The sequence below is a fragment of the Rhodopseudomonas sp. BR0C11 genome, from assembly GCF_010820945.1.
GTDB classification, from domain to species: Bacteria; Pseudomonadota; Alphaproteobacteria; order Rhizobiales; family Xanthobacteraceae; genus Rhodopseudomonas; species Rhodopseudomonas palustris_H.
Map to the genome: position 1 here is coordinate 1 of NZ_QTKI01000032.1, position 21,709 is coordinate 21,709.

The window sequence follows — 21,709 nt, forward strand, 5'->3', positions numbered from 1 at the left end:
GCGGCCGCACCTCGATGGGCGTGCGCGGCATCGCACTGTCGTCCGGCGACAAGGTGATCTCGCTCAGCATCCTGCGTCACTTCGAGGCGACGCCGGCCGAACGTTCCACCTATCTGAAGCAGTCCGGCGCGATCCGCCGTGCCGCGACCGGTGAGGAGAACGAGCCGATCGAGACGCCGGAAGTTGAAGCTGAGGAGGGCGATACGTCCGCGGCGCTGTCGCAGGAGCGCTATGCCGAGATGTCGGCGTCCGAGCAGTTCGTGCTGACGATCTCGGAGAACGGCTACGGCAAGCGGACCTCGTCGTTCGAGTACCGCACCACCGGGCGCGGCGGCAAAGGCATCGTGGCGATGTCGGTGAACAGCCGCAACGGCAAGCTGATAGCGTCGTTCCCGGTCGAGGACTCCGACCAGATCATGCTGGTCACCGACAACGGCCAGCTGATCCGCTGCCCGGTCGAAGGGATTCGCGTCGCCGGCCGCTCGACGCAGGGCGTGATCGTGTTCGACACCGCGGATGACGAGAAGGTCGTCTCGGTCGAGCGCATCCCCGAGACCGACGACGGCGACAACGGCAACGGCGGCTAGGCCGCCGCTCGAGTAGAGGCGGCGTCCGCTCGCCGCCTCAGCGCCACGCTATGGCGCGCCGTCAGCAGGCTTCACGAGCGCCGGAATCGAAAGACCCCCGAGGGGGCAACTCGGGGGTCTTCGGTACAGAGCGCCCTTGGAGGGAAGCGCTTTGCGGAAACTAGCGGTCGGATAACGCCAAAACCTTAATGTCGTTCCGCCGTCACCAGCCGCGCCTGGCCGATCGGCGCGTGGCTGGCATTGGCGTTACGGAGGCAGGACGGCTCAAAATTCGGCCACGCCTGCTCCGAGCAGGCAGTGCCGAGGGGACGGATGTCGAGCCGGTCGCCCTTGGCCAGGGCCTGCGGAACGCTGGCTTCGACCTGAGGGGCAAAGCCCGGAAGAATTGTGACTGCCGCGGCAGCAAAGGCGGCGATCGCGATCACGGAAAGAGCCTTGATCATGACGGTGTCCCCTGTCGTCTCGATGGTCCGGCCGTTTCGGCCTGGAGTGCTTTGTCGCTTCCCGATGCGGCTGGTTTACCCAGCGCTGGTTTCAGAACGTCTTCTTCGCCTGGCCATTCAGGTTTCATGACCGCCGTGATTTGTTTCTTGGCTTTCGGGCGCATGAAACAAACCCGTAAAAACGTGAGTGTTTTCAGGCGCCTCGCGTTACCATGCAGAAGACGCGCGAAGCGGCGATCCGGTTCGATCCGCAGCGCGAAATAAATCCGCCTGGCAGCTGCAGTTTTGAAGGAACTGGCGCCGCTTGCTCGATCCCGCGCGCCGCGCTAGACGGGCCGGATGTCACGCATCGCGCTTTATCCGGGGTCTTTCGATCCCGTTACCAACGGCCATCTCGACGTCGTCCGCCACGCCGTGGCGCTGTGCGACAAGCTCGTGGTGGCGATCGGCATTCATCCCGGCAAGAAGCCGCTGTTCACCACCGAGGAGCGCCTCGCGATGGTCGAACAGGTGTTCGGCCCGGTCGCCAAGGCGGCCGGCTGCGCGTTCGGCTGCACCACCTATGACAATCTCACCGTGACCGCGGCCGAGAAGGTGGGGGCGACCATCATGATCCGCGGCCTGCGCGACGGCACCGATCTCGACTACGAGATGCAGATCGCCGGCATGAACGAGACCATGGCGCCGGCAATCCATACCGTTTTCCTGCCGGCTTCGGTCGGTGTGCGCCCGATCACCGCCACACTGGTGCGGCAGATCGCTGCGATGGGCGGCGACGTCTCGGCCTTTGTTCCGGCCGAGGTGGCGTCTGCCCTGAAATCCAAGTTTGCCGCCGGCTCGCCGGCCTAACCGACCCGGAGTTTTCATGATCCGTCTGATCGGCCTCTTCGCGGCGCTGCTGTTCGCGCTGCCGGCGCTGGCGCAGCCGCTGCCCGCCAATCTCGACAAGCAGAACGCGCTCGTCATCGACACCACCAAGGGCCGCATCGTGATTGCGCTCCGGGCCGACATCGCGCCCAAGCACGCCGAGCGGCTGAAGCAGCTTGCCCGCGAAGGCTTCTACAACAATGTGCCGTTCCACCGCGTGATGGGTGGCTTCATGGCGCAGACCGGCGACGGTCAGAACTTCAACGGCACCGGCGGTTCGAAGTATCCGAACCTGAAGCAGGAATTCTCCAACGTGCCGTTCACCCGCGGCGTCGTTGGCATGGCCCGGCGCGGCGACAGCGTCGACAGCGCCAATTCGCAGTTCTTCATCATGTTCGCCGACGGCCCGAGCCTGAACGGCCAATACACCGTGATCGGCAATGTCGTGTCCGGCATGGATGTCGTCGACAAGCTGAAGAAGGCTTCGCCGACCTCGCCCGGCGGTGCCGTCACCGATCCGGACAAGATGGTGAAGGTCCAGGTCGCCTCCGACGTCAAATAGGCGATCTCAATGCTGCCGCGTCGACTGACGACAGTCGCGGTAGCCTTGATCGCAGGGGCGATCGGTCTCACCGTTCGCCCCGCGTCTGCGCAGAACGCACCGATCGACAATCTCAACGCATTGTTTTCCGCGATGAAGCAATGCTGGCGTCCGCCGCGTCTGCCTACCGGGAATCCCGGCATGCAGATCACCGTGCTGGTGAGCTTCACGCGCAGCGGCGAGATCCTCGGCAAGCCGCGGATCACCTTTGAAAGCCCGGAGGCCGGCCGGGACGACAGCCTGGCCTATCGCGTTGCGGTGATGGAGGCGTTGCAGCGATGCACGCCGCTGCCATTCACGCCCTCGATGGGGGGCGCCGTCGCCGGACGTCCGTTCACGCTGCGGTTCGATGATCGCAGACAGAGTCCCAAACCAACAGAGAAGAGAGCATGGCTGATAACGACAACATCCTGATCCTCGAAACCACCCAGGGCACCGTCAAGATCGAGATGCGCCCGGATCTGGCGCCGAACCACGTTGCCCGGATCAAGGAGCTGGTGCGCGAGGGCTTCTACGACGGCATCGTGTTCCATCGCGTGATCGAAGGCTTCATGGCGCAGACCGGCTGCCCGCAGGGCACTGGCATGGGCGGCTCCGGCAAGAAGCTGAAGGCCGAGTTTAACGCCGAGCCGCACGTCCGCGGCACCGCGTCGATGGCCCGTGCCGCCAATCCGGACTCCGGCGACAGCCAGTTCTTCATCTGCTTCGACGACGCCCGCTTCCTGGACAAGCAGTACACCGTCTGGGGCAAGGTGATCGAAGGCATGGAGAACGTCGACAAGATCAAGCGCGGCGAGCCGGTCAAGGATCCGGACAAGATCGTCAAGGCCAGCATCGCGGCCGACGCTGCGGCTTGATCAGTGATACGTCGGCCGCGTTCAGGCCGGCGTCGCCATCAAGAAGGTGCCATGCCCGGGCTTGATCCGCCTGCGGGGCCGTAGCCCTCTTCGGCGCGGCGGAGGCCCGGGCATCCATCTTTTTGAAGAGGATGGATTGCCGGGTCGAGCCCGGCAATGACGTACTGGAATCATGCGCACCGATCTGTTCGATTTCGATCTGCCTGCCGAGAACATCGCGCTGCGGCCGGTGAGCCCGCGCGATGCCGCGCGGATGCTGGTGGTGCGCCCCGGCGCGCCGCTCGAGGATTGGATCGTGCGCGATCTGCCGTCACTGCTGGCGCCCGGCGATCAGCTGGTGGTCAATGATACAAGGGTGATCGCGGCGCAGCTGACCGGTCGCCGGATCGGCCGCGGCCTCGAGCCAAAGATCGAAGCGACGCTGATCAAGCGGCTCGACGGCGCCCGCTGGCAGGCGTTGGTCAAACCCGCCAAGAAGCTGCTGCCGGGCGACGTGGTGCGCTTCGGCCATGACGGCCGGGTCTGCCTGCTCGGGCATCTCGACGCCACTGTGGAGGCCAAGGGCGAAGCCGGTGAGGTGACGCTGGCGTTCTCGTTCCATGGCCCGGTGCTCGACCAGGCGATCGCTGAGATCGGCGCCACGCCGCTGCCGCCCTATATCGCGTCCAAGCGCCCGCCCGACACGCAGGACACTACCGATTATCAGACCATGTTCGCCGTCAATGAGGGCGCGGTCGCGGCGCCGACCGCGGGGCTGCATTTCACCGCCGAACTCGAAGCCGCGCTGGCCGCGCGGGGCGTCGGGCTGCACCGGATCACGCTGCATGTCGGGGCAGGAACGTTCCTGCCGGTGAAGGCAGAGGACACCAGTGAGCATCGCATGCACGCCGAATGGGGCACGATCAGCTCCGGCACCGCGGATGCGTTGAACGCAGCGCGCGCAGCCGGCGGCCGGGTCGTCGCAGTCGGGACCACGTCGCTGCGCTTGTTGGAAAGTGCGGCGCGCGATGACGGCCGCATCGCGCCATTCGCCGACGAGACTTCGATCTTCATCACGCCGGGCTATCGCTTCCGCGCCGTCGACGTGCTGATGACCAATTTCCACCTGCCGCGGTCGACGCTGTTCATGCTGGTGTCGGCATTCTGCGGTCTCGACACCATGCAGGCGGCCTACGCCCACGCCATTCGAACCGGCTATCGGTTCTACTCTTACGGCGACGCCAGCCTGCTGTTCCGGAACGACATCACCCCATGACCGTGCCCAATCACTTCGAACTGCTCGGGACCGACGGCGCCGCCCGCACCGGCCGGCTCACCACGCCGCATGGCGTTGTTCGCACCCCGGCCTTCATGCCGGTCGGCACCGCGGGCGCGATGAAGGGGCTGCACTGGCGCGAAGTCCGCGACGCCGGCGCCGATATCGTGCTCGGCAACACCTATCACCTGATGCTGCGGCCCGGCGCCGAGCGGATCGCGGCGCTCGGCGGCTTGCAGCGATTCACCACCTGGAATGGTCCGATGCTGACCGACTCCGGCGGCTTCCAGGTGATGTCGCTGGCGCAGCTTCGCAAAGTCAACGAGCAGGCGGTGACGTTCCGCTCGCATATCGACGGCGCGGCGATCGAATTGTCGCCGGAGCGCGCGATCGAGGTGCAGCGTCTGCTCGGTTCGGACATCGCGATGCAGCTCGACGAATGCGTGCGGCTGCCGGCCGATCGCGCCGATATCGAGCGGGCGATGCAGTTGTCGCTGCGCTGGGCCGAACGCTGCAAGCGCGCTTTCGAAGCCGCGCCGGACGGCTACATGCTGTTCGGCATCGTGCAGGGCGGCGACGTGCCGGAGCTGCGCCACGCCTCGGCGCAGGGGCTGATCGACATCGGATTCCACGGCTATGCGATCGGCGGCCTTGCGGTCGGCGAGCCGCAGGACGTGATGCTGTCGATGATCGAGGAGGCGGCGCCGATCCTGCCCGCGGAGCGGCCGCGCTATCTGATGGGCGTCGGAACGCCGGAGGACATGCTGGAGGCGGTGGCACGCGGCATCGATATGTTCGACTGCGTGATGCCGACCCGTAATGGCCGCCACGGTCTGGCGTTCACGCAGTATGGCCCGATCAACCTACGCAACGCCAAGCACGCTGACGATCCGCGGCCGCTCGACGAGGAGAGCGATTGGCCCTCGGCCCGCAACTGTTCGCGGGCGTATCTGCATCACCTGGTGAAGTCGAGCGAGACGCTCGGCGCGATGTTGCTGTCCGAGATCAACATTGCCTACTACCAAAGGCTGATGCGTGACATCCGCGCCGCGATCGCCGCCGGTCAGTTCGAAGAGTTCAGGCTCCGCACCCGCGCGGGCTGGGAACGGGGTGACATCGCCGCGCGCTAAATCGGCCGCGCGCACGGCGTGGCGCTTGGCTGCGCCCTTGCCGGCCCATAACGGGCCGATTCATTACCTTGATCGAGCGACCAGCCCCTCACGCTTGAATTCAGGCATTAGTTTGACGCCGTTGGGCGACGACCTCTGCTCGATGCTCAGAGATCATGGCTAGACGCCGTTCATACTAAGCGGGCTCTCGCCTTGTCAGGAAAACCCAGCTTCCAGCATGCGAACTAACCGTTTTCCTGACAAATCAAACTCGAAATTCTGACTGAGACCCCGAATCCATGGGGTGATGGCAAGTACGTTGAGCGTAGTTAGTCGGGCGGGGTGAAAACCAGCCATGCGGTTGTCTTACTTCACGAGATTTACTCGTGGAGTATCATGTCCAAGGGGGTGGGTCTCACTATGCCGACGTATCATTTGATCGTCGACAGCAGGGAGAAGCAAACGGGCGATCGTTCGGAGACCATGAGATGCCGAAGACGGCCAATTCAGATCGCTTGCTCAAGCCTGCGCGTTTCTCGACGGCAGACCTTTCCAGTCAAGATCGGTTCGACGCCTGGCGAGAGAAGCTGCGCGATGTTGCAGATCTCGAGCCAAACTCTGCCAAATCGCTGACACGGCCTGTGGAATTGGCGACGTGGGATCTGGGCGCCATCGCGGTGTGCCAGGAGAAGAACCCCGGGGCCAAGTTCAAGCGGGATTCGCAGGCCGTTCGCCGGGCGCTCGCCGACCATTGGTATCTCTATCTTCTGAAGTCTGGATCGAATTGCACGATCGCTGGCGATCGTAAGGCGGCCGGAAACGCGAGCGAACGATTTGGTCTAATCGGATTCTACTCGCTGGGGCAGGCCTGCCACGGTGAGATGAATGATATCGAGACGCTGATGGTGTTCATTCCGCGCGATTTGTTTGCAAAGGACGCGGCGGCATTAGACAAGCTCAACAACAGCATCCTTCAGTCTCCGCTTGCCTCCTTGCTTTCGGACTACCTTTTGGCGCTCGAGCGGCAATTGGCGCATGTGAAGCAGGACGACGCTCCAGGTATCGCCAAGGCGACAGAGGCGATGCTGTCTGCGTGCCTTGTGCCGGGTTCGCGGAGCCTCGGTGAGGCCCGCGATGGAGTGGTGATGGGCCTGTGCGAGCGGGCCCGGCGCATCGTCAGAGCGCAGCTTGCCAATCCCAGGTTGTCTCCTGCAACTCTTGCGAGCGGGCTCGGCGTGTCGCGAAGCCTGCTGTATCGCCTGTTTGAGCCGCACGGAGGCGTAGCCGCTTACATCAGGAATTATCGGCTAGCGCAGGCTTGTCGAGCTCTCAGCGATCCAAACGAGACGAGACGGATTGCCCAGATTGCCCTTAGCGTTGGGTTTGTTAGTCCGCAGGAGTTCAGCCGTGCGTTCCGGGCGCAATATGGCTGTAGCCCATCCGACGCGCGAGCCGATCGGATTCCCCTGATGGCGGCAGGTCGTGCGGGCGGCGAGGGCGGAAGGTCCCTCGATATCTTCCTTCGCATGACCTGACCGACGAAGGATGATCGCCGTCTTGGCTGCCCGGTGGAAGGTTTAGCAATTCCATACGTCGGGATTGGGCTGCGTTGAGACCAATTGCTACCAGCAGCCTCGTCTCAGATTGTGAGTTCAACGTTCGAGGGCGACCGTCTCGAACGCTGACACGAGTGGGGTTTCGAGCCTCGTCGTCATCTGGAGCAGGATGTTGTAGGCCTGTTGACGAGGCATCGGAGGCTTGTACGACCGTTCCTCGATCAGCGCACCGAAGATGTCGGCGATGGTCAGCATTCGAACGATGTCGCTGATCTCAGTGCCGGACAGCCGATCGGGGTACCCGGTGCCGTCGAGATACTCGTGGTGGTGCCTTACACCGTCGAGAATTTCAGGCGTCACGCGGGGATTGTCCTGCAATGCATCGAAGCCAATCGAGGGGTGCCGTTCGATGATCAGTCGTTCCTGGGGCTCGAGTCGGCCTGGTTTGTCCAGAATGCTGAGCGGGATCTTTGCTTTTCCAATATCGTGCAGCATGGCCGCCAGATGAAGCGTTCGAAGATCAGCGTGCCGAAGCCCGAGGCTGATGCCAAAGTCCACCAACACGCCGCTCACCAGGAGGACGTGCTGATAGGTGGCCTTATGATGGCGGCGAACGACGCCGAGCCAGCCAGAGAGGCCGTGGCGATTGAGGCAGCTGATGGTCGAATCGGCGCAGTCTTGAAGTCCATCGATGTCCACGAGTTCGCCATTGCTCATGGCCGTGAACGAAGCTTCCAACATTTGGGCGCTATGCTGTGCCGCGGCCTCAGTCTCGGCATCCGGATTGTGGGCAGCGGAATCGCGCAAGAACCGGTGAAGCGACGTCATCGACTGATCGACGATCAGGACGTGTGTCGCCCCCAACGCGTATGCTTGGGCGGATGCGGGATGGATACGATCCTCGATCAGGAAGATGCGCTGCGTGACGCCCCGATTCTGATCCAAAAACTTACGAATTGCAAAGATGGTCTCGACTGATTTGAGGTCAGCCCAGACGATGAGCTGATCGTCCGAGGACAGTCGGGCGCAGGTCTTCGGCAGTGTCACGTATTGGACGTTGATATGCCGCTGCAACGCTTGTTTGAGCCTCTTCGTGCGGACCGACGAGTCGGTGATGACCGTGATCCGGGCGGGAGAACTCGCGGGTGTGCGATCAGTGAATCGTAAAGCTGTCGCAGTAACGGTCTTCGAGTTCATTGTCGGCTTGCCAAATGCGGTTATCGGAACTGATGGTGGGGGCCAAGTACGGTTGCATCTCGAGGTCTGACGCCAGGGCGTGGTCAAGAATCCATCGATGAAAGAAGCCTTTCAGCTGAAATCGCATGGCACTCGACACCTTCTCGGCAGCCGTTTCGAGCTCGCGTAGAAGAAGGTCAATTTCATTCAGCAGATCGATATGTTCATCGCGATGAGCGTCCCGATTGGGAAAGTTGAGAAGCTCCTGCAGATGCTCTTCGCGAGCGAAGTGCGCTTCGGCTAGAGTTCGGAGTTCTCGGGTGGCTGCGAGGATTTGGACTGCGTCTTCGTTGTCGCCCAGCAGGCTGTAGATGGAACTGATGGCTTGAATGATGGCCCTGTGGTCCTCATCAATAATGCCATTGTCTATCGCGTGAGATGGTTTCCAAGTGATCGTCATGGGAGCGGTTCCACTGGTGCAGAGCTTGGAGTCTGGCGGATGGAGTTCTTTGCGGTAGGGTGCGTTCTTCATCCGGGGGAAGCGCACTTCTCGTGCTTAGGCCGGGGGTCTCCGTTTGCGTGGCTTGAAGTTTGAGTGACGATTGCGAAGAAGCGTCGGTCATCGTGCATGAGGTGGCCGAGAACGACCGACTGGATGATGAAGTCGCTCAGGTGGTCGCGTGGCTGTTGCCCGGCCAGAACGGCGCACACCCGGTCCTTCAGCTCGGCAAGAAGGCGTGTGTGTTCGGCGATGTGAGCGTCGAGCTCTTCGTAGCCATGTGCTCGCAGGACAGCCTCTTCGCTGGCAAAATGCTTGGTAACCGCCGCGACGATAGATCGTGCGATGCGATCACAGTCTCCACCGTCAGCACCGCAGGCGAGGTACTTGTTGGCCAGATCGAAGAGCGCGCGGTGTTGTGTATCGATGGTCAGGTGCCCGCAACTGTAGGAGTCGTGCCAAACGAGGGCGGTGGGCGACCGAATTTGCCGACTTGGAGCGTTCTCATCGATAGGAGGCGCTTGAGTCTGAGACGCACGTTTCGCAGCGTACATCCAGTGGTCGGCTTTCTCGAATAGCGTCTCTGCGGTATCGCCGGTGTTCCATTCGGATGCTCCGATGGAGACGCTCAACCGTCCGATTGTCTGCTTTGTGGAGCGCCGGTAGAGCTTCCGTTGCGTGATTTGAGTGCTAATTCGTTCGCCCATGGCGAGTGCATCGTGAAGCGATTGCTCAGGCAAAATCGTCGCGAATTCATCGCCGCCGACACGACATACAAGCTCGCCGTCGCGAACGCTGTCCTGCAAGGTTCTGGCGATCAGCCGAAGGATGTCGTCTCCAACGGCGTGGCCGTACGTGTCGTTGAAATCCTTGAAATGGTTCACGTCGATCAGAAGCAGCGACAGCGGTTCGTCCTTGGTCGCTCGCGGCAATGTGCGTGACAAAGTGAGGTCGAATAGCTTCCGGTTGCCGACGCCGGTCAGAGGGTCGGTCATTGCATCCTTGCGGACATCGTCGAGTTGTTGCTGGAGAGCCGCGACTCGCTCGGCGGCCAATTGCAGTTGCTGGACCAACAGCGCATTCGTTGAACTGATGTGTTCAGTCCACGCGATGATCTTGTCGATCGCGAACCGCGCGCTGCCGCTCGTTGACTCCAGCTGCAACACATGACCGGCCGTTGCGAGCACGTGTTGGTAATGCGCCGTCGCCGTTGACGCGGTCGTGATCGCAGTGGCGATGCTGGTGGTTTGGTCGCGAACGGACTCGCCGATCGAGTCGATGCGTCCGGCGGTCGAACGAGCGGAGAGGTGGGTTTGGTGGAGCCGTGCGAGATCGCGAGCTGTGGGGCTGCTGGTCTGTGCGGTCAACGCATCGAACGCGGTATTCAATGATTTGTGTGAGCCGAGGAAGTACACAAAGAGAACTTCGTAAATCTCCGGATTGAGAGGCAGATTGAGCTCTGTTGCTTTCTGAATAGCTTTCTGTGAAAGCTGATCTGTCCAAGATCGGTCGAGTGCAGAGTACATTTTAGCCGTTCGCTATTATGCCAAGTGCCAACCGACGCGATGAGTGGTCTGCGAGCCGGCGCGCATGGTGTGATTGCGCGGAGGGTCGGTCCTCATCCCCGGAAATCGGGAGCGTCAGGATCAGATGCTAAGAAGGGGATTGCTGTCGGGAACTTAATGGAAGACGGTTGGAAGCGGGCCCGCTTTGCAATGCGTCTTTTAGAAGTGGCAATCCGTCCCAATCTTTGGGTGCCCAATCGCGGATGGCGTCGCGTTTGATCGGGATTCCGCCCGGATCATTCGGCCTGTATCGCACGCAATTGGCGGTGCAGGCGTTCGGTCGCGAAAGCCAGAGAGGATTGGCTTACCGGCACAAGCGCGGGACAAAGAGAAGCGCCGATGGCACCACGTCGAGAAATTTGGGAGCGTGAGGGCGATCGTAGCTTGTTTGTCCTAACAGAGTGCTCGACCGAGTTTCCTCGCACAAGGTGATATCGCCACTCAGCGTGCGGGGTCAATGCGCGTTGAGCAGCAGGGCGCGAGGAGCGGCGGAGCAGCCTCATGAAGCTGATGGCGATCCCGCAGTGTTGCCGATGTTGAGGCGTCGATCTTTACGTGACCGTTCCCGTCGTCATCGGATGTGGTCCGATGCGGTCGGGAACGATCCCAGACATGGACGCCTGATCGGTCGCCCGATTAGTTGCAGGAAAACCGTTTCACCGAGTGCTTGGTGACGAAACCATAGCCGCAGGTGTCGCAGGTCCACAGATAGCTCACCACGCTTTCGGTGAGGTAGGCCGATGCTTCGGCTGCGACCATCGAGTCGGCGCAGACCGGGCAGGTCGGGAGATCACTGCCGCGTGGTGCGGGACGAGGAACGTTGGTCGACAGGACTTCAGCAATCGCCGGCATCGTGACCTCCTCATCTTCCAAAAGCGTTGGACCTGATTGATTGAATGGCCTGAGAGTTCGAATGAACTGAAACGTCAGGCCCGTGTTCGACTGAAGTGATCACCACCTCAGTTGCTCGAACTATACACTAGGAACTCGTACGATGTCGCAACACAAATGCGTTCGTTTTGAGAAATTCGATTCTGCACTGCACGCCTCGCGCGAGCTTTGCTGCCGACATCTCGATTGCGAACGTGCTCGTTAGCGATTCAATTACTATTGCGGCCCGCAAGAGGGCGTGATCAACCGTAAGAAATTCCGTCACAGCTGAGTCTTGTGCGCCGCGATGCGCGGCTTTTGTTCAGCTGTCGCGGAGTGTGCTCGCCGGTCATTCGACGAGTCTCGTCAACGCCTTAAGTCTGCTCAACCTGCCGAGAAAACCGCCATGTCGCAACCGCCCCGCCGACCCCGCACGCTGAACGATGCCCGAACCGAGGCGGAGGCCGCTTTCAAGAAGGTCACCGCCAAGCCGGTGGAAGCTCCCCCGAAGCGGCAGGCGGTGCCGGGCGTGAAGGAGATGGTGTCGCTGCGGATCGATCAGGCCGTGCTGGAATACTTCCAGGAGGGCGGCCCGGGCTGGCAGGACCGCATCAACGCCGCGCTGCGCAAGGCCGCCGGCCTCGACGACTAGCGTGCATTCCGGATCGGGGCTCCGGCGGGCGGTCGCGGTCCGCCGCGCAGATTGAGCAGATTGCCGGTCAGGATCAGCGCGGCGCCGATCACCGTGTAGGCATCGAGCCGCTCGCCATACAGCAGCCAGCCCGCGGTCGCCGACAGCGGCACCCGCAGGAAGTCCATCGGCACCACGATGGTGGCGTCCGCGTAAGTCAGCGCCCGCGCCATGCAGTAGTGCGAGAACGTGCCGCAGAACGCGATGATCACGATCCAGGCCCAGACATAGGCCGACGGCCATTGCCATAGCCACAACGCCGGCACCAGGCCGGCGGCGCTCTGGATGATCAGCATCCAGAAGATGATCGCGAGCGTGCTCTCGGTGCGGGTCAGCGATTTCATCAGCGTCACCGAGATGCCGAAGCCGACGGCGGCGCCGAGTGCGATCAATTGTCCCGGGTCGACCGACGAGGTGGCGGGACGGACGATCACCACGACGCCGATCAGCCCGAGCACGACCGCGGTGATCTTCCAGACGTTCATGTGTTCGCCGAGGAAGGTCGCGGCCAGGATCGCGATCCAGATCGGCATGGTGAACTCGATCGACACCACCTGGCCGATCGAGATCAGCGTCAGCGCGTAGAACCAGCCGATCTGCGCGGCGTAGTGCACCAGGTTGCGGCTGAGATGCGCGAGCGGCCGTGCCGTCGCCATCGCGGTCAGCCCGCCGGCCTTGTGGATCAGCGGGTACAGCATCGCGAAGCCGATCAGCGAGCGCAGTTCCATCACCTGAAACACGCTCAATTCGCGCAGCGTCTCGCGGCCGGCGACGGCGACGATCACCATCAGCGCGAGCCAGCCGGCCATCCATAGCGCGGCCTTCAACATCGAGGGAGAGCGGGTCATCGCGGCGGTTTGGCTCGTTGATGGCGTCGGCGTTTCCTGAAGTCGCTCTATCTTCGACAACGGCAGGCTTGGCAACCGCCGCGCCGCAGAGGCCTGCCTGCGGCCGCTGCGGTTGATTTCCGCAGCCGCTTGTGCGCGCAATTGCCGTCAAAGCGGCGAACAAGCCGGTGACCAAGGGAGGATCGACGATGCGGGTGCTGCAACCGGATGGATGGGCCAAGCCAGGGGCTTCGCGCACGGCGTCGCCTTCAACGGTCCCGGCCAGTGGCTGGTGCTGGCGGGCCAGACCGGCACCAATGATCAGGGCGAGTACGAATCGGACGATCTCGCCGCGCAAGTCGGCGCGGCGCTGCGCCGCGTGACCCGGCTGCTGGCGGAGGCTGGCGCCGGCCCAGAGCACATCGTGCGGCTGACCTGGTATCTCACCAGCCGCGCCGAGTACGAGGCTGCTGGGGCCGGAATCGGTGCGGCCTGGAAGGAGACGCTGGGCCGGCACTTTCCGCCGTCGACGCTGCTCTATATCGGCGGGCTGGTCGATCCCCGGGCCAAGGTCGAGCTCGAGGTGACGGCGTTCGTGCCGGCGCGGTGACGCAGCCTGGGCGACTTAGCCTTGCGGATGCTTGCCAGCGCGGCCGGTTTCGGCCAATGAGCCGCGAGCTTTTCCAAGGAGTTTCGTTCGATGACCCAGCGCTCGACCTCGGCCGATTTCGTCACCGCCTTCGCCACCGGCTGGCCGGAGGCTCAGCCGGAGGTGATGATTCTGTCGCTGACCACCCAGAAGGGCGTGCAGGACTTCGCCTTGACCAAGGAGCAGGCGCTGTTGGTCGCCAAGACCATCAAGCGCACCGCGACAGCGCTGGCTGCGCCGAAGGCGAGGGCCTGACCGCTCGCCGCGGGAGGGCGTTCAAAGGCTCGCCGCGGCAGCGTACCCCCAAACGAAAACCGGGCCCCTTTCGGAGCCCGGTTTGGCAACACAGCTCAGAAGAGCAGTATTGATTAGCCGACGTTGACCGACGACTCGATCGCCGCGGCCTTGCCGTTCCAGTACTTCGAGAACCAGGTGGTGTGCGACAGCACAGCGAAGTGCACCAGGATCGCGATCACGGTGACGCTGCCGAGCAGGAGCGGGAGACCGACGGTCGGCTTCACCACAGTCCAGATACGAGCTTGATTCATATTCTATACTCCTTTGGGCAGCTAATTAGTGCAGCCAGGGCGAGTAAACGTAGGCGAGGAAGTGCGCGACGATCGCGATCGCACCGAAAATGCGGGTGCCATCGATCACGTGCTTGTGGAGCTCTTCGGACTCCTCGACCGTCAGGCCGGTCAGCGTCTTGTCAGCCATTTTGAGACCTCATAATGGGGTTTCTGCGCATCGCCGAGCCGCGTTGCGGCCCTCGATGGCGCGCATAATGACCCGCTCCCCCCGACCGGACATTGAGCCGGCTCAAATTTTCGTGAGTACCGCGTGATCCGTTGGTCGTAAGGCGGTAGCGAGATGCCGGGTTGGGCCGCTTTATTGTGGACCAGCGGATTGCCAAAAGTCCCTTGGTGCGCGCAATCCCGGCCGAATCGAGCTCACGGAGCGGATGGGTGAACGGCGACCGATTTGGGAGCTGCTGGGCCAAGTGGACCGTCAGCGAAGAGAATAAAGAGCCAGCTCTGGACGAGCCGATCAGTCTTCGATCTGACGGATAAGGCGCATGGTGAGCGCGGAGGGACTCGAACCCTCGACCCCATGATTAAAAGTCACGTGCTCTACCGGCTGAGCTACGCGCTCACGTGAGGCGCTGTGTAGGGGGCGGGGCCGGCGGGGTCAATACCCGCGGTAACCGCGCCAGCCGCAGCCAAAGCCGAATTGGCTCAAGCCCACAGATATTTATCCAATCTTCCTCGTGCAACCAATCAGCTGGCGCGCACGGCCGCGACGCGCTTACGCGTCGCGGTGAAGTTCGGAGGCGACCTTCTGCGGCGCCGGGATCGGGGTCGGCAGCGCGACGGGGCGCAGGCCGATCAATTCGGCGGTCCGCACCGCGGTCGCGGTCCACCAGCCGAACTGGTTGATTCGCGAGTTTTCCAGAATCGCGATCGCCACCGCCGCCAGGAAGGGCAGGCTCTGCAGCACCAGGACGCCGGCGAAAATGTAGATCTCGGTGATCTGGATGTTGCTGTTGGAGACCACCAGGATCGCGGCGCCGATCAGCAGCAGCACGCCGATGACGGCTTCCCAGAACGCCTGGAATTCCACCGACATCATCGTCAAGCCACCCTTGGAGGTGCGGGCGAAGGCGAGGTGTTCGGTGATCAGGCCCTGGGCGACGGCGCGGGACACCGTCCATTGCACCGACATCGCCGCGATCATCGCGCCCAGCATCTGCGGCACGCCGATCTTCACCCGCAGCCGGTACAGCACCAGGAAGTGCGCCAGCGTGACGATGAAGGAGGCGATGATCGGCAGGGTGAGGATCTTGTCGGGAATCGCGATGTCGGCGAACGCCACGATCGGCACCCAGATCAGGTTGAGGATCGCCACCACCACGCCGAGGCTTTCGGCGCCGAGCCAGTTCAGCCAGCCGAGGCCGAATTCGCGGCGCTGGTCGCGGGAGAGGCGGCTGTTGCCGGGCAGGAACCGGCGCCAGTGCTTCTTGATGATCTGGAAGCCGCCATAGGCCCAGCGATGCCGCTGCTTCTTGAACGCCTCATAGGTGTCCGGCAGCAGGCCGTAGCCGTAGCGGGTATTGGTGTAGTGGGTGAGCCAGCCGTGCTCCATGATCTCGAGGCCGAGATCGGAGTCCTCGCAGATGGTGTCGCTCGACCAGCCGCCGGCCATGTCCATCGCGGCGCGGCGGATCAGGCACATCGTGCCGTGCACGATGATGCCGTTGTACTCGTTGCGCTGGACCATGCCGATGTCGAAGAACCCGGCATATTCGCCGTTCATGATGTAGTGCATCAGCGAGCGGTCGCCGTCGCGATGCTCCTGCGGCGCCTGCACCAGGCCGACCCGCGGGTCGTCGAACGCGGGCACCAGGTCCTTCAGCCAGTCCGGCGTCACCACATAGTCGGCGTCGATAATGCCGATGATCTCGGCATCGACCGCGGTGCGCTCCATCGCGATCCGCAGCGCGCCGGCCTTGAAGCCTTTGACCTTCTCGGCGTTGATGAACTTGAAGCGCTCGCCGAGCTCGCGGCAGTGATCCTGGATCGGCTGCGTGAAGGCCGGGTCGGGCGTGTTGTTGATGATCACCACGACTTCGAAGTTCGGGTAATCGAGCCGCGCCAGCGCATCCAGCGTCTGCTTCAGCATCTCCGGCGGTTCGAAATACGCCGGGACGTGGATCGAGACCTTGGGAAATGTCACCGGTTCGCCCTTGGCGAGCGCGGCGGCGCGCTGGGCTTCCTGGGCGTCCGTGAGGGCGCGGGTGATCAGGCGGCGCGGCTTGCGGCCGAATGCGACCGCCGAGATTTCCTCGATCCGGGCGAGGGCGATCGCCACCAGCGGCACCAGCAGGATCATGCCGAGCGTCAGCGCGAAGGCCGAGCCGAACAAAAAGTAATGACCGTTCCAATAGGCGAACACCGTCGCGGCCCAGGCGCCGGCGCCGTGGGCGGCCGCCGACAGTAGCAGCGTCTGCATCGCCGTCGGCGCGGCGAGCTGCAGGATCGGCAGCGACAGCAGGATGCCGACCAGCAGCGCGATGCCGGCGAGCTTCCAATAGTTCGGATCGACCACCGGGCCGGTCCAGGCGAACTTCGGCTGGCGCGAGGCGTCGAGGAAGCCCCAATACGGACCGACGCCGCCTTCGAAGAACTTCCAGGGCTGATCGATCGCTTCAACGATGTTGTATTCCATGCCGATCGAGTCGGCGCGGCTGACGAAGTTGCGCAGCGTCACCGCCTGTTCGAACTGACCGGGCACCGCGGCCTTGCGGTTATAGCCCGCGCTCGGCCAGCCGAATTCGGCGATCACAATGCGCTTGCCGGGGAAGGCCTCGCGCAGCTTCTGATAGATGATCATCCCCTGATCGACCGCCTGCTTGGCGGAGAAGCCTTCCCAGTACGGCAGGACGTGCGCGGCGATGAAGTCGACCGAGGAGGCGAGCTCGGGATGCTCGAGCCAGATGTTCCAGATTTCGCCAGAGGTGACCGGCGCTTTGACCTGAGACTTCACGCGCTGGATCAGCCGGGTCAGACGGCGGACGTTGTTTTCGGCCGTGGCCCAGCGCACCGCTTCGTCACGTTTGTCGGCCGGTTGCGCTTCGGCGTCGCGGACCCGCTGGTTCTCTTCGGCGACCAACCGGTAGCGCTCTTCCTCGCTCAGCCCGCGATTTTCCAGCGGGATCTGATCGCCGCGATACACCGTTTCGTTGCCGACCACGATGCCGCTGACATTGGCATTGTGCTTGGCGAGGTCGATCGCGGCCTGGATCTCGCGCTCGTTGCGGGTGACGTCCTTGTCGATCCAGGCGCCGACATTGACCTTCAGGCCGAACTCATTGGCGATCGGCGGCACCATCTCGGGACCGCCGGTCGACGAATACAGACGGATGGCGCGGGTCTGCGCCGCCAGCTTTTTAAGGTCGGAGCGGATCCGCTCAGCGGTCGGGAAGTTGTCGACGTCTGGATGGCCGGAGCCATCGAACGGCGCGTAGGACACGCTCGGTAGCATGCCGGTGAAGTCGGCGGCTTGTTGTTTCTCCCGAAGGAGGCCCCAGAGCCCGGCGTGAGCGGCGGTGACGAAAAGCAGAACGGCGACGACAGCGCGCATCGCGACTAAACCATAAGGGGCCAGTTTGGCAGGTGGACTAACCCGTCCCCGAGGTCTGTCCACATCGTGGGCGCATCACTGTACGGATGCGCCCCGTGTCCAAGCAACTCGGCCGACCCCATGGCGAATTGAGGGCGTCCGGCGACCAAACCCGAGAAAATCCCGAACGTTCCAGCGCGCCGCGGAGTTATTTCGCAGGTGCGGGAGCCGGAGCCGCCGGTTGCTGCGGGGCAGGCGCTTGCGCCGGCTTCGCGGCCGGACCGGGAGGCGTTGCGGCCGCTGCGGCAGGCTGCTGCTGGGCGGTCGGATTGATCCAGCATGCGTGCACGCGTCCGCTGAGACTGTCGGGAGCTTTCGGGTCGATAGGACCAGATCGCACGACACACCTGAATGCCGCCTGAATGTGACCCGTCGGGCAGCCGAAGCGATCGTACATATCAAGGTGACGGAACGCGGTGTCGAGGTCATCGCGCCACATCAGCACCACGACGCGACGGCCGAGCCAGACGCATTCGGGATTGCCGGCGGGGCCGTTGATCGCCTGCGCAGCCTCGGCGAATTCGTCGGTCTTCTTCTGACTTTCCTTGAGCGCGTCGGCAGTCGACTGAGCCGGCTGATTGTTGGCGGCCGCCGGCGGCTTCTGCGTCTGATCCTGGGCGCGCAGATCGCCGCTCTGGGCGATCGCGCCGCCGACGCCGACCGACAGAGCAAGACCGCTCACGGCCAGGCAACGCAGCATCGCGTTCTGGAACTCAAGGAATACTCGTCGCATCGTGTCCCCGATCTCGTTGCCGGGCCATCGCGGCGCCGGTCCATCCACCTGATGCCGCTTGAATTCGTCGCCGATAGGGCGTGGCCCTCGGCAGAATCCCATGACGGACATTTTTGATTTTGTCCAGCAATGGCAGTTCGTCCTTCGGTGCATGGCGACGAATTGATGGCGGAAGAACGTCTATTGTCGTGGCGGCTGAACGGCGCAGTGCACAAGGCGGCCTTGGCAGATCGGTCGCAAGCGGCTAATCGACGGGACCCTTTTGCAACGGACGGAATCCAAATCCTTGCGCACGCCGCTGTTGTTGATCCCGATCTCGTTGGCCATGATCTTCGGTGTGTGGTGGTGGATCGCCACGCCGATCACGCTCGAACGAGCGCCGATCGAAGCCAACTCCAAACTGGAATGCGTCTCGTACGCGCCGTTCCGCGGCGCGCAGACGCCGCTCGATCCGACGACGCATATCGACGCCGAGCAGATCGCGCAGGATATGGCGCAGCTCGCCAAGATCTCGAAGTGCGTTCGTACCTATTCGATCGATAACGGCCTCGACCAGCTTCCGCCGCTCGCTGCCAAGGTCGGGCTGAAGGTGCTGCAGGGCATCTGGCTGTCGAACGACCGCTCGAAGAACCTTGCGCAGATCGCGACCGCGGTCGGACTCACCAAAGCCTATCCGGACGTGATCACAGGTCTGGTGGTCGGCAACGAAGTCTTGCTTCGCGGCGAGATGACGACGGCGGACCTGGCTGCGACCATTCGGTTGGTGAAGGCGCAGGCCAAGGTGCCGGTGACCTATGCGGACGTCTGGGAATACTGGCTGCGTAACCGCGAGATCTACGACGCGGTCGATTTCGTCACGATCCATATCCTGCCGTACTGGGAGGACATGCCGGTCCGCGCCCGCTACGCCGCGAACCACGTCGACGCGATCCGCAAGCAGGTCGCGGTCGCGTTCCCGGGCAAGGAAATCCTGATCGGCGAAACCGGATGGCCGAGCGCCGGCCGGATGCGCGAAGGCGCGTTGCCGTCGCGTGCCAACCAGGCGCGGGTGGTGTCGGAGATCCTCGCTCTCGCCAAGGCGGAGAACTTCCGCGTCAATTTGATCGAAGCCTACGACCAGCCTTGGAAGCGCGACCTCGAAGGCACGGTCGGCGGTTATTGGGGCCTGATCGACGCCGACAACCGTGCCGAGAAGTATCCGGCCGGTGTGCCGATCAGCAACTTCCCGTATTGGAAGCTCGATGCTGCCGCCGGCATGACGCTGAGCGTTCTGGTATTTCTGACCGCAATCCTGACGCTGCGTCGGCGCCCGTGGGCGCCGCGGCTGATCTCCTGGCTGGCGGTCGGCACGTCGGCGACGGTCGCCGGCATCCTGCTTGGTATCGCGGTCGACAAGCTGCTGGTCGAAAGCTACGGCGTCGGGCGCTGGGCGCAGTGGAGCCTGCTGCTCGCCAGCGGCATTTTGACGCCGATCCTTGGCGCGCATGCGCTGATGTCCGGCCGGCCGCTTCCGACCTTCCTGGATCTGTTCGGGCCGCGCGAAGACCGGTCGCACTCGTTTGCGACGTTGGCGCTTGGTCTGGCTGTGGCGGTCACCGTGCTGATCGGCGCCCAGACCGCGCTCGGCTTCACCTTCGATCCGCGCTACCGCGACTTTCCGTTCGCGTCGCTGACGATGGCGGTGGTGCCGCTGTTCCTGCTGATGCTGCTGAACCGGCCGCAGCAGGGGCTCCGGCCGATCGCCGAAGCCTCGTTCGCCGGCCTGTTCGCCGTCTGCGCGCTGTACACGGTGTTCAACGAAGGGCCGAAGAACTGGCAGTCGCTGTGGACCTGCGCAGTTTACGCGATGCTCGCGCTCACGCTGTGGCGGGCGCGGGTCGCGCAAACCCCAAAATAAGCAGCCCGATCGCGATCCCGGACAGGCCGATATTGTAGAGCACGATGCCGAGGCCGGCGCAGATCACGCCGCCGGTCAGCAGCACGATCGACGGTCGGATGAAGTGCAGCGCCGCGATCACCAACGCGGCGATGCCGAACACCGAATTCTGAAACAGATACGTCATCAGCAATCGGGCTTTGCACAGCATCGAGCGCAAACCTGCGTCGCAGGCCAGAGCCACGGTCGACAGCTCGATCGCGAGGTAGCGCAGGTACAGCGCGTAGCCGACGGTCAGGAAACCGACGATCAGCAGGAATTGCACCTGATACGGAGTAAGGCGGAACGGCTTTTTCTTCATAGCGTGATTATGCTGCGCTTCGAGAGGGCGAACAAGCTGACGCGGCGTTCGTGACCGAGGCCGCCCCGAGCTTTTAGCGGATGCCGAGGATCGATGACAGGGTGGCCGGCCGCGGCGGCGGAGGTGCATCCTGCGCTGGTGCCGGCGGAGGCGGTGGCGGTTCGGGCTGCTGCAGTGTCACGCGCTCGCGATGCCGGCGCACCGGGCGCTGTGGCGCCGGTTGGGGCGCGCTCGCAGGCGCCGCCATCGGCAGTCGCTGGCCGTCATAGACCGACGCTTCGCAGGACCGGTCCGCGCTGCCGAGCGCCGCGCAGACCTTCGCCGCGGCGGCGGCGTCAGCGATCGGACCGGCGACCAGCCGCAACTGGGTGGCGTTGCCGTTTTCCTTGATCATGATGATCGGCTGCAGGCCCTTGAGCGCCTTCTGCGTCTTCGACAGCTTGCGCCACAACCCGCGCAGCCCCTCGACGGTGTTGGCGGCACCGAGGTCGACGCCGAAGTCAGTGCGCGGCGCCGGGGTCTCGGCGGCAGCCTCGGCGTCCTCGCTGGTCTCTTCCGGCGACGTCGCCGCCTTCGGTTCGAGCAGCTTGGCGGCGCCGGGATCGGGCGGTGCCAGGATCGACCGCGACGTCATCAACGGCGTGGTCGAAATCATCGCTGCCGTCGTCTGCGCCGCGGGCCGCTCCGGCGGGGCCGGCTCCAGCCGCGGCTTGTCGAGTCGAGATCTCTCCTGAGGTTTCTCCGCCACCGCCTTGTCATCCGACGGCTTTTTCGCCTCAACAGCAGCAGGGGCTTGGGCCGCGGCCGGTTCTTCCGGCTTGGCCGGAGCGGGTGTCACTGCAGCGCCTGCAGCGACCGCAGGAGATGGCGCCGGAGCGGCCGTGTTGGAAGCAGGCTCGATCGCACCTAGCTTCTTGGCAGGCGCGGCGGGCGTATTGGGCTTGGTTTCAACCGGAGCGACCGGCGCGCCTGCCAAGAAGCTAGGTGCGATCGAGCCTGCTTCCAACA

The 21,709-nt window shown here is 63.5% G+C and carries 23 protein-coding genes, 1 tRNA gene and 1 pseudogene; 12 read left to right on the top strand and 13 right to left on the bottom strand.

The genetic code is table 11. The annotated features are described in order from the left end of the window. On the top strand, positions 1–587 hold a 587-nt coding region (locus tag DYI24_RS04765), incomplete at its 5' end, for a DNA gyrase C-terminal beta-propeller domain-containing protein (RefSeq protein ID WP_283810834.1). A gap of 185 nt (positions 588–772) precedes the next feature. On the opposite strand, the gene DYI24_RS04770 is transcribed toward DYI24_RS04765, so the two are convergent. After that, positions 773–1,030 carry a hypothetical protein gene (locus DYI24_RS04770; protein WP_107344575.1) on the bottom strand — a complete coding sequence of 86 codons (258 nt, stop codon included), beginning with the start codon at positions 1,028–1,030 and terminating at the stop codon, positions 773–775. Between the two features lie 339 nt (positions 1,031–1,369). Here DYI24_RS04770 and coaD point away from each other — a divergent pair, with 339 nt between their 5' ends. The 7 genes from coaD to DYI24_RS04805 all read left to right on the top strand — a co-directional run bounded on the left by coaD (position 1,370) and on the right by DYI24_RS04805 (position 7,254). Further along, the gene (gene coaD / locus DYI24_RS04775) at positions 1,370–1,879 is read left to right on the top strand and encodes a pantetheine-phosphate adenylyltransferase (RefSeq protein WP_107344576.1); all 510 of its coding nucleotides are present in this window, start codon (positions 1,370–1,372) and stop codon (positions 1,877–1,879) included. A gap of 16 nt (positions 1,880–1,895) precedes the next feature. Next, positions 1,896–2,459, top strand: a complete 564-nt coding sequence (locus DYI24_RS04780) for a peptidylprolyl isomerase (protein ID WP_107344577.1) — start codon at positions 1,896–1,898, stop codon at positions 2,457–2,459. A 9-nt stretch (positions 2,460–2,468) separates the two neighbouring features. Beyond that, on the top strand, positions 2,469–2,912 hold the full coding sequence (locus DYI24_RS04785; RefSeq protein WP_164571444.1) for a UCP034077 family protein: 444 nt from the start codon (positions 2,469–2,471) through the stop codon (positions 2,910–2,912). After that, a complete protein-coding gene (locus tag DYI24_RS04790) occupies positions 2,888–3,355 on the top strand; it encodes a peptidylprolyl isomerase (protein WP_107344579.1) in 468 nt (155 codons plus the stop codon). The genes DYI24_RS04785 and DYI24_RS04790 overlap by 25 nt, the downstream gene beginning before the upstream one ends. A 172-nt stretch (positions 3,356–3,527) precedes the next feature. Then, positions 3,528–4,610 (top strand): tRNA preQ1(34) S-adenosylmethionine ribosyltransferase-isomerase QueA, encoded by a 1,083-nt coding sequence (queA, locus tag DYI24_RS04795; protein ID WP_164571445.1) that lies wholly within the window; start codon positions 3,528–3,530, stop codon positions 4,608–4,610. After that, positions 4,607–5,740, top strand: a complete 1,134-nt coding sequence (gene tgt, locus DYI24_RS04800) for a tRNA guanosine(34) transglycosylase Tgt (RefSeq protein WP_164571446.1) — start codon at positions 4,607–4,609, stop codon at positions 5,738–5,740. Before queA ends, tgt begins: the two co-directional genes overlap by 4 nt. 467 nt (positions 5,741–6,207) lie before the next feature. Next, positions 6,208–7,254: a helix-turn-helix domain-containing protein gene (locus tag DYI24_RS04805; protein WP_164571447.1), complete on the top strand. Its 1,047-nt coding sequence runs from the start codon at positions 6,208–6,210 to the stop codon at positions 7,252–7,254. 117 nt (positions 7,255–7,371) lie between these two features. Here DYI24_RS04805 and DYI24_RS04810 read toward each other — a convergent pair whose 3' ends face one another. The 4 genes from DYI24_RS04810 to DYI24_RS04825 form a co-directional block, all read right to left on the bottom strand. Continuing rightward, positions 7,372–8,472: an HD-GYP domain-containing protein gene (locus DYI24_RS04810; RefSeq protein ID WP_205523365.1), complete on the bottom strand. Its 1,101-nt coding sequence runs from the start codon at positions 8,470–8,472 to the stop codon at positions 7,372–7,374. Beyond that, positions 8,429–8,911 (bottom strand): bacteriohemerythrin, encoded by a 483-nt coding sequence (locus tag DYI24_RS04815; RefSeq protein WP_164571448.1) that lies wholly within the window; start codon positions 8,909–8,911, stop codon positions 8,429–8,431. Before DYI24_RS04815 ends, DYI24_RS04810 begins: the two co-directional genes overlap by 44 nt. A 68-nt stretch (positions 8,912–8,979) precedes the next feature. Then, complete coding sequence (locus DYI24_RS04820) at positions 8,980–10,476, bottom strand: diguanylate cyclase domain-containing protein (RefSeq protein WP_164571449.1); 1,497 nt, start codon at positions 10,474–10,476, stop codon at positions 8,980–8,982. Between the two features lie 675 nt (positions 10,477–11,151). Then, the gene (locus DYI24_RS04825; protein WP_013502561.1) at positions 11,152–11,367 is read right to left on the bottom strand and encodes a hypothetical protein; all 216 of its coding nucleotides are present in this window, start codon (positions 11,365–11,367) and stop codon (positions 11,152–11,154) included. A gap of 424 nt (positions 11,368–11,791) precedes the next feature. On the opposite strand from DYI24_RS04825, the gene DYI24_RS04830 reads away from it, so the two are divergent. Then, positions 11,792–12,037, top strand: a complete 246-nt coding sequence (locus tag DYI24_RS04830) for a BrnA antitoxin family protein (protein ID WP_164571450.1) — start codon at positions 11,792–11,794, stop codon at positions 12,035–12,037. Here the strand turns inward: DYI24_RS04830 and DYI24_RS04835 are convergent. Further along, positions 12,034–12,924 carry a DMT family transporter gene (locus DYI24_RS04835; protein ID WP_164571451.1) on the bottom strand — a complete coding sequence of 297 codons (891 nt, stop codon included), beginning with the start codon at positions 12,922–12,924 and terminating at the stop codon, positions 12,034–12,036. The two genes, DYI24_RS04830 and DYI24_RS04835, sit on opposite strands and share 4 nt — an antisense overlap. A 188-nt stretch (positions 12,925–13,112) precedes the next feature. On the opposite strand from DYI24_RS04835, the pseudogene DYI24_RS04840 reads away from it, so the two are divergent. Together DYI24_RS04840 and DYI24_RS04845 are read left to right on the top strand one after the other, a co-directional pair. Beyond that, positions 13,113–13,513: pseudogene (locus DYI24_RS04840) on the top strand (RidA family protein). Positions 13,514–13,603: 90 nt separating this feature from the next. Then, entirely contained in the window at positions 13,604–13,807 is a 204-nt protein-coding gene (locus DYI24_RS04845; RefSeq protein WP_011158202.1) for a hypothetical protein, read from the top strand. A gap of 113 nt (positions 13,808–13,920) precedes the next feature. On the opposite strand, the gene DYI24_RS04850 is transcribed toward DYI24_RS04845, so the two are convergent. From DYI24_RS04850 to DYI24_RS28235, 5 genes are all read right to left on the bottom strand, one after another. Beyond that, a complete protein-coding gene (locus DYI24_RS04850; protein WP_011158203.1) occupies positions 13,921–14,100 on the bottom strand; it encodes a light-harvesting protein in 180 nt (59 codons plus the stop codon). A 25-nt stretch (positions 14,101–14,125) separates the two neighbouring features. Then, complete coding sequence (gene pufB, locus DYI24_RS04855; protein WP_011158204.1) at positions 14,126–14,269, bottom strand: light-harvesting antenna LH1, beta subunit; 144 nt, start codon at positions 14,267–14,269, stop codon at positions 14,126–14,128. A 359-nt stretch (positions 14,270–14,628) separates the two neighbouring features. Beyond that, positions 14,629–14,704 (bottom strand) — tRNA-Lys (locus DYI24_RS04860). A 153-nt stretch (positions 14,705–14,857) separates the two neighbouring features. Further along, positions 14,858–17,692 carry a glycosyltransferase gene (locus tag DYI24_RS04865; protein WP_164571452.1) on the bottom strand — a complete coding sequence of 945 codons (2,835 nt, stop codon included), beginning with the start codon at positions 17,690–17,692 and terminating at the stop codon, positions 14,858–14,860. 187 nt (positions 17,693–17,879) lie between these two features. After that, positions 17,880–18,464, bottom strand: a complete 585-nt coding sequence (locus DYI24_RS28235; protein WP_107346595.1) for a beta-1-3, beta-1-6-glucan biosynthesis protein — start codon at positions 18,462–18,464, stop codon at positions 17,880–17,882. Positions 18,465–18,750: 286 nt separating this feature from the next. Here DYI24_RS28235 and DYI24_RS04875 point away from each other — a divergent pair, with 286 nt between their 5' ends. Further along, on the top strand, positions 18,751–20,361 hold the full coding sequence (locus DYI24_RS04875; protein ID WP_164571453.1) for a glycoside hydrolase family 17 protein: 1,611 nt from the start codon (positions 18,751–18,753) through the stop codon (positions 20,359–20,361). Here the strand turns inward: DYI24_RS04875 and DYI24_RS04880 are convergent. Next, complete coding sequence (locus tag DYI24_RS04880; protein WP_107344588.1) at positions 20,321–20,701, bottom strand: hypothetical protein; 381 nt, start codon at positions 20,699–20,701, stop codon at positions 20,321–20,323. The genes DYI24_RS04875 and DYI24_RS04880 overlap by 41 nt on opposite strands. 73 nt (positions 20,702–20,774) lie before the next feature. After that, a complete protein-coding gene (locus tag DYI24_RS28240; protein ID WP_349627736.1) occupies positions 20,775–21,539 on the bottom strand; it encodes an SPOR domain-containing protein in 765 nt (254 codons plus the stop codon). Positions 21,540–21,709 lie beyond the last annotated feature (170 nt).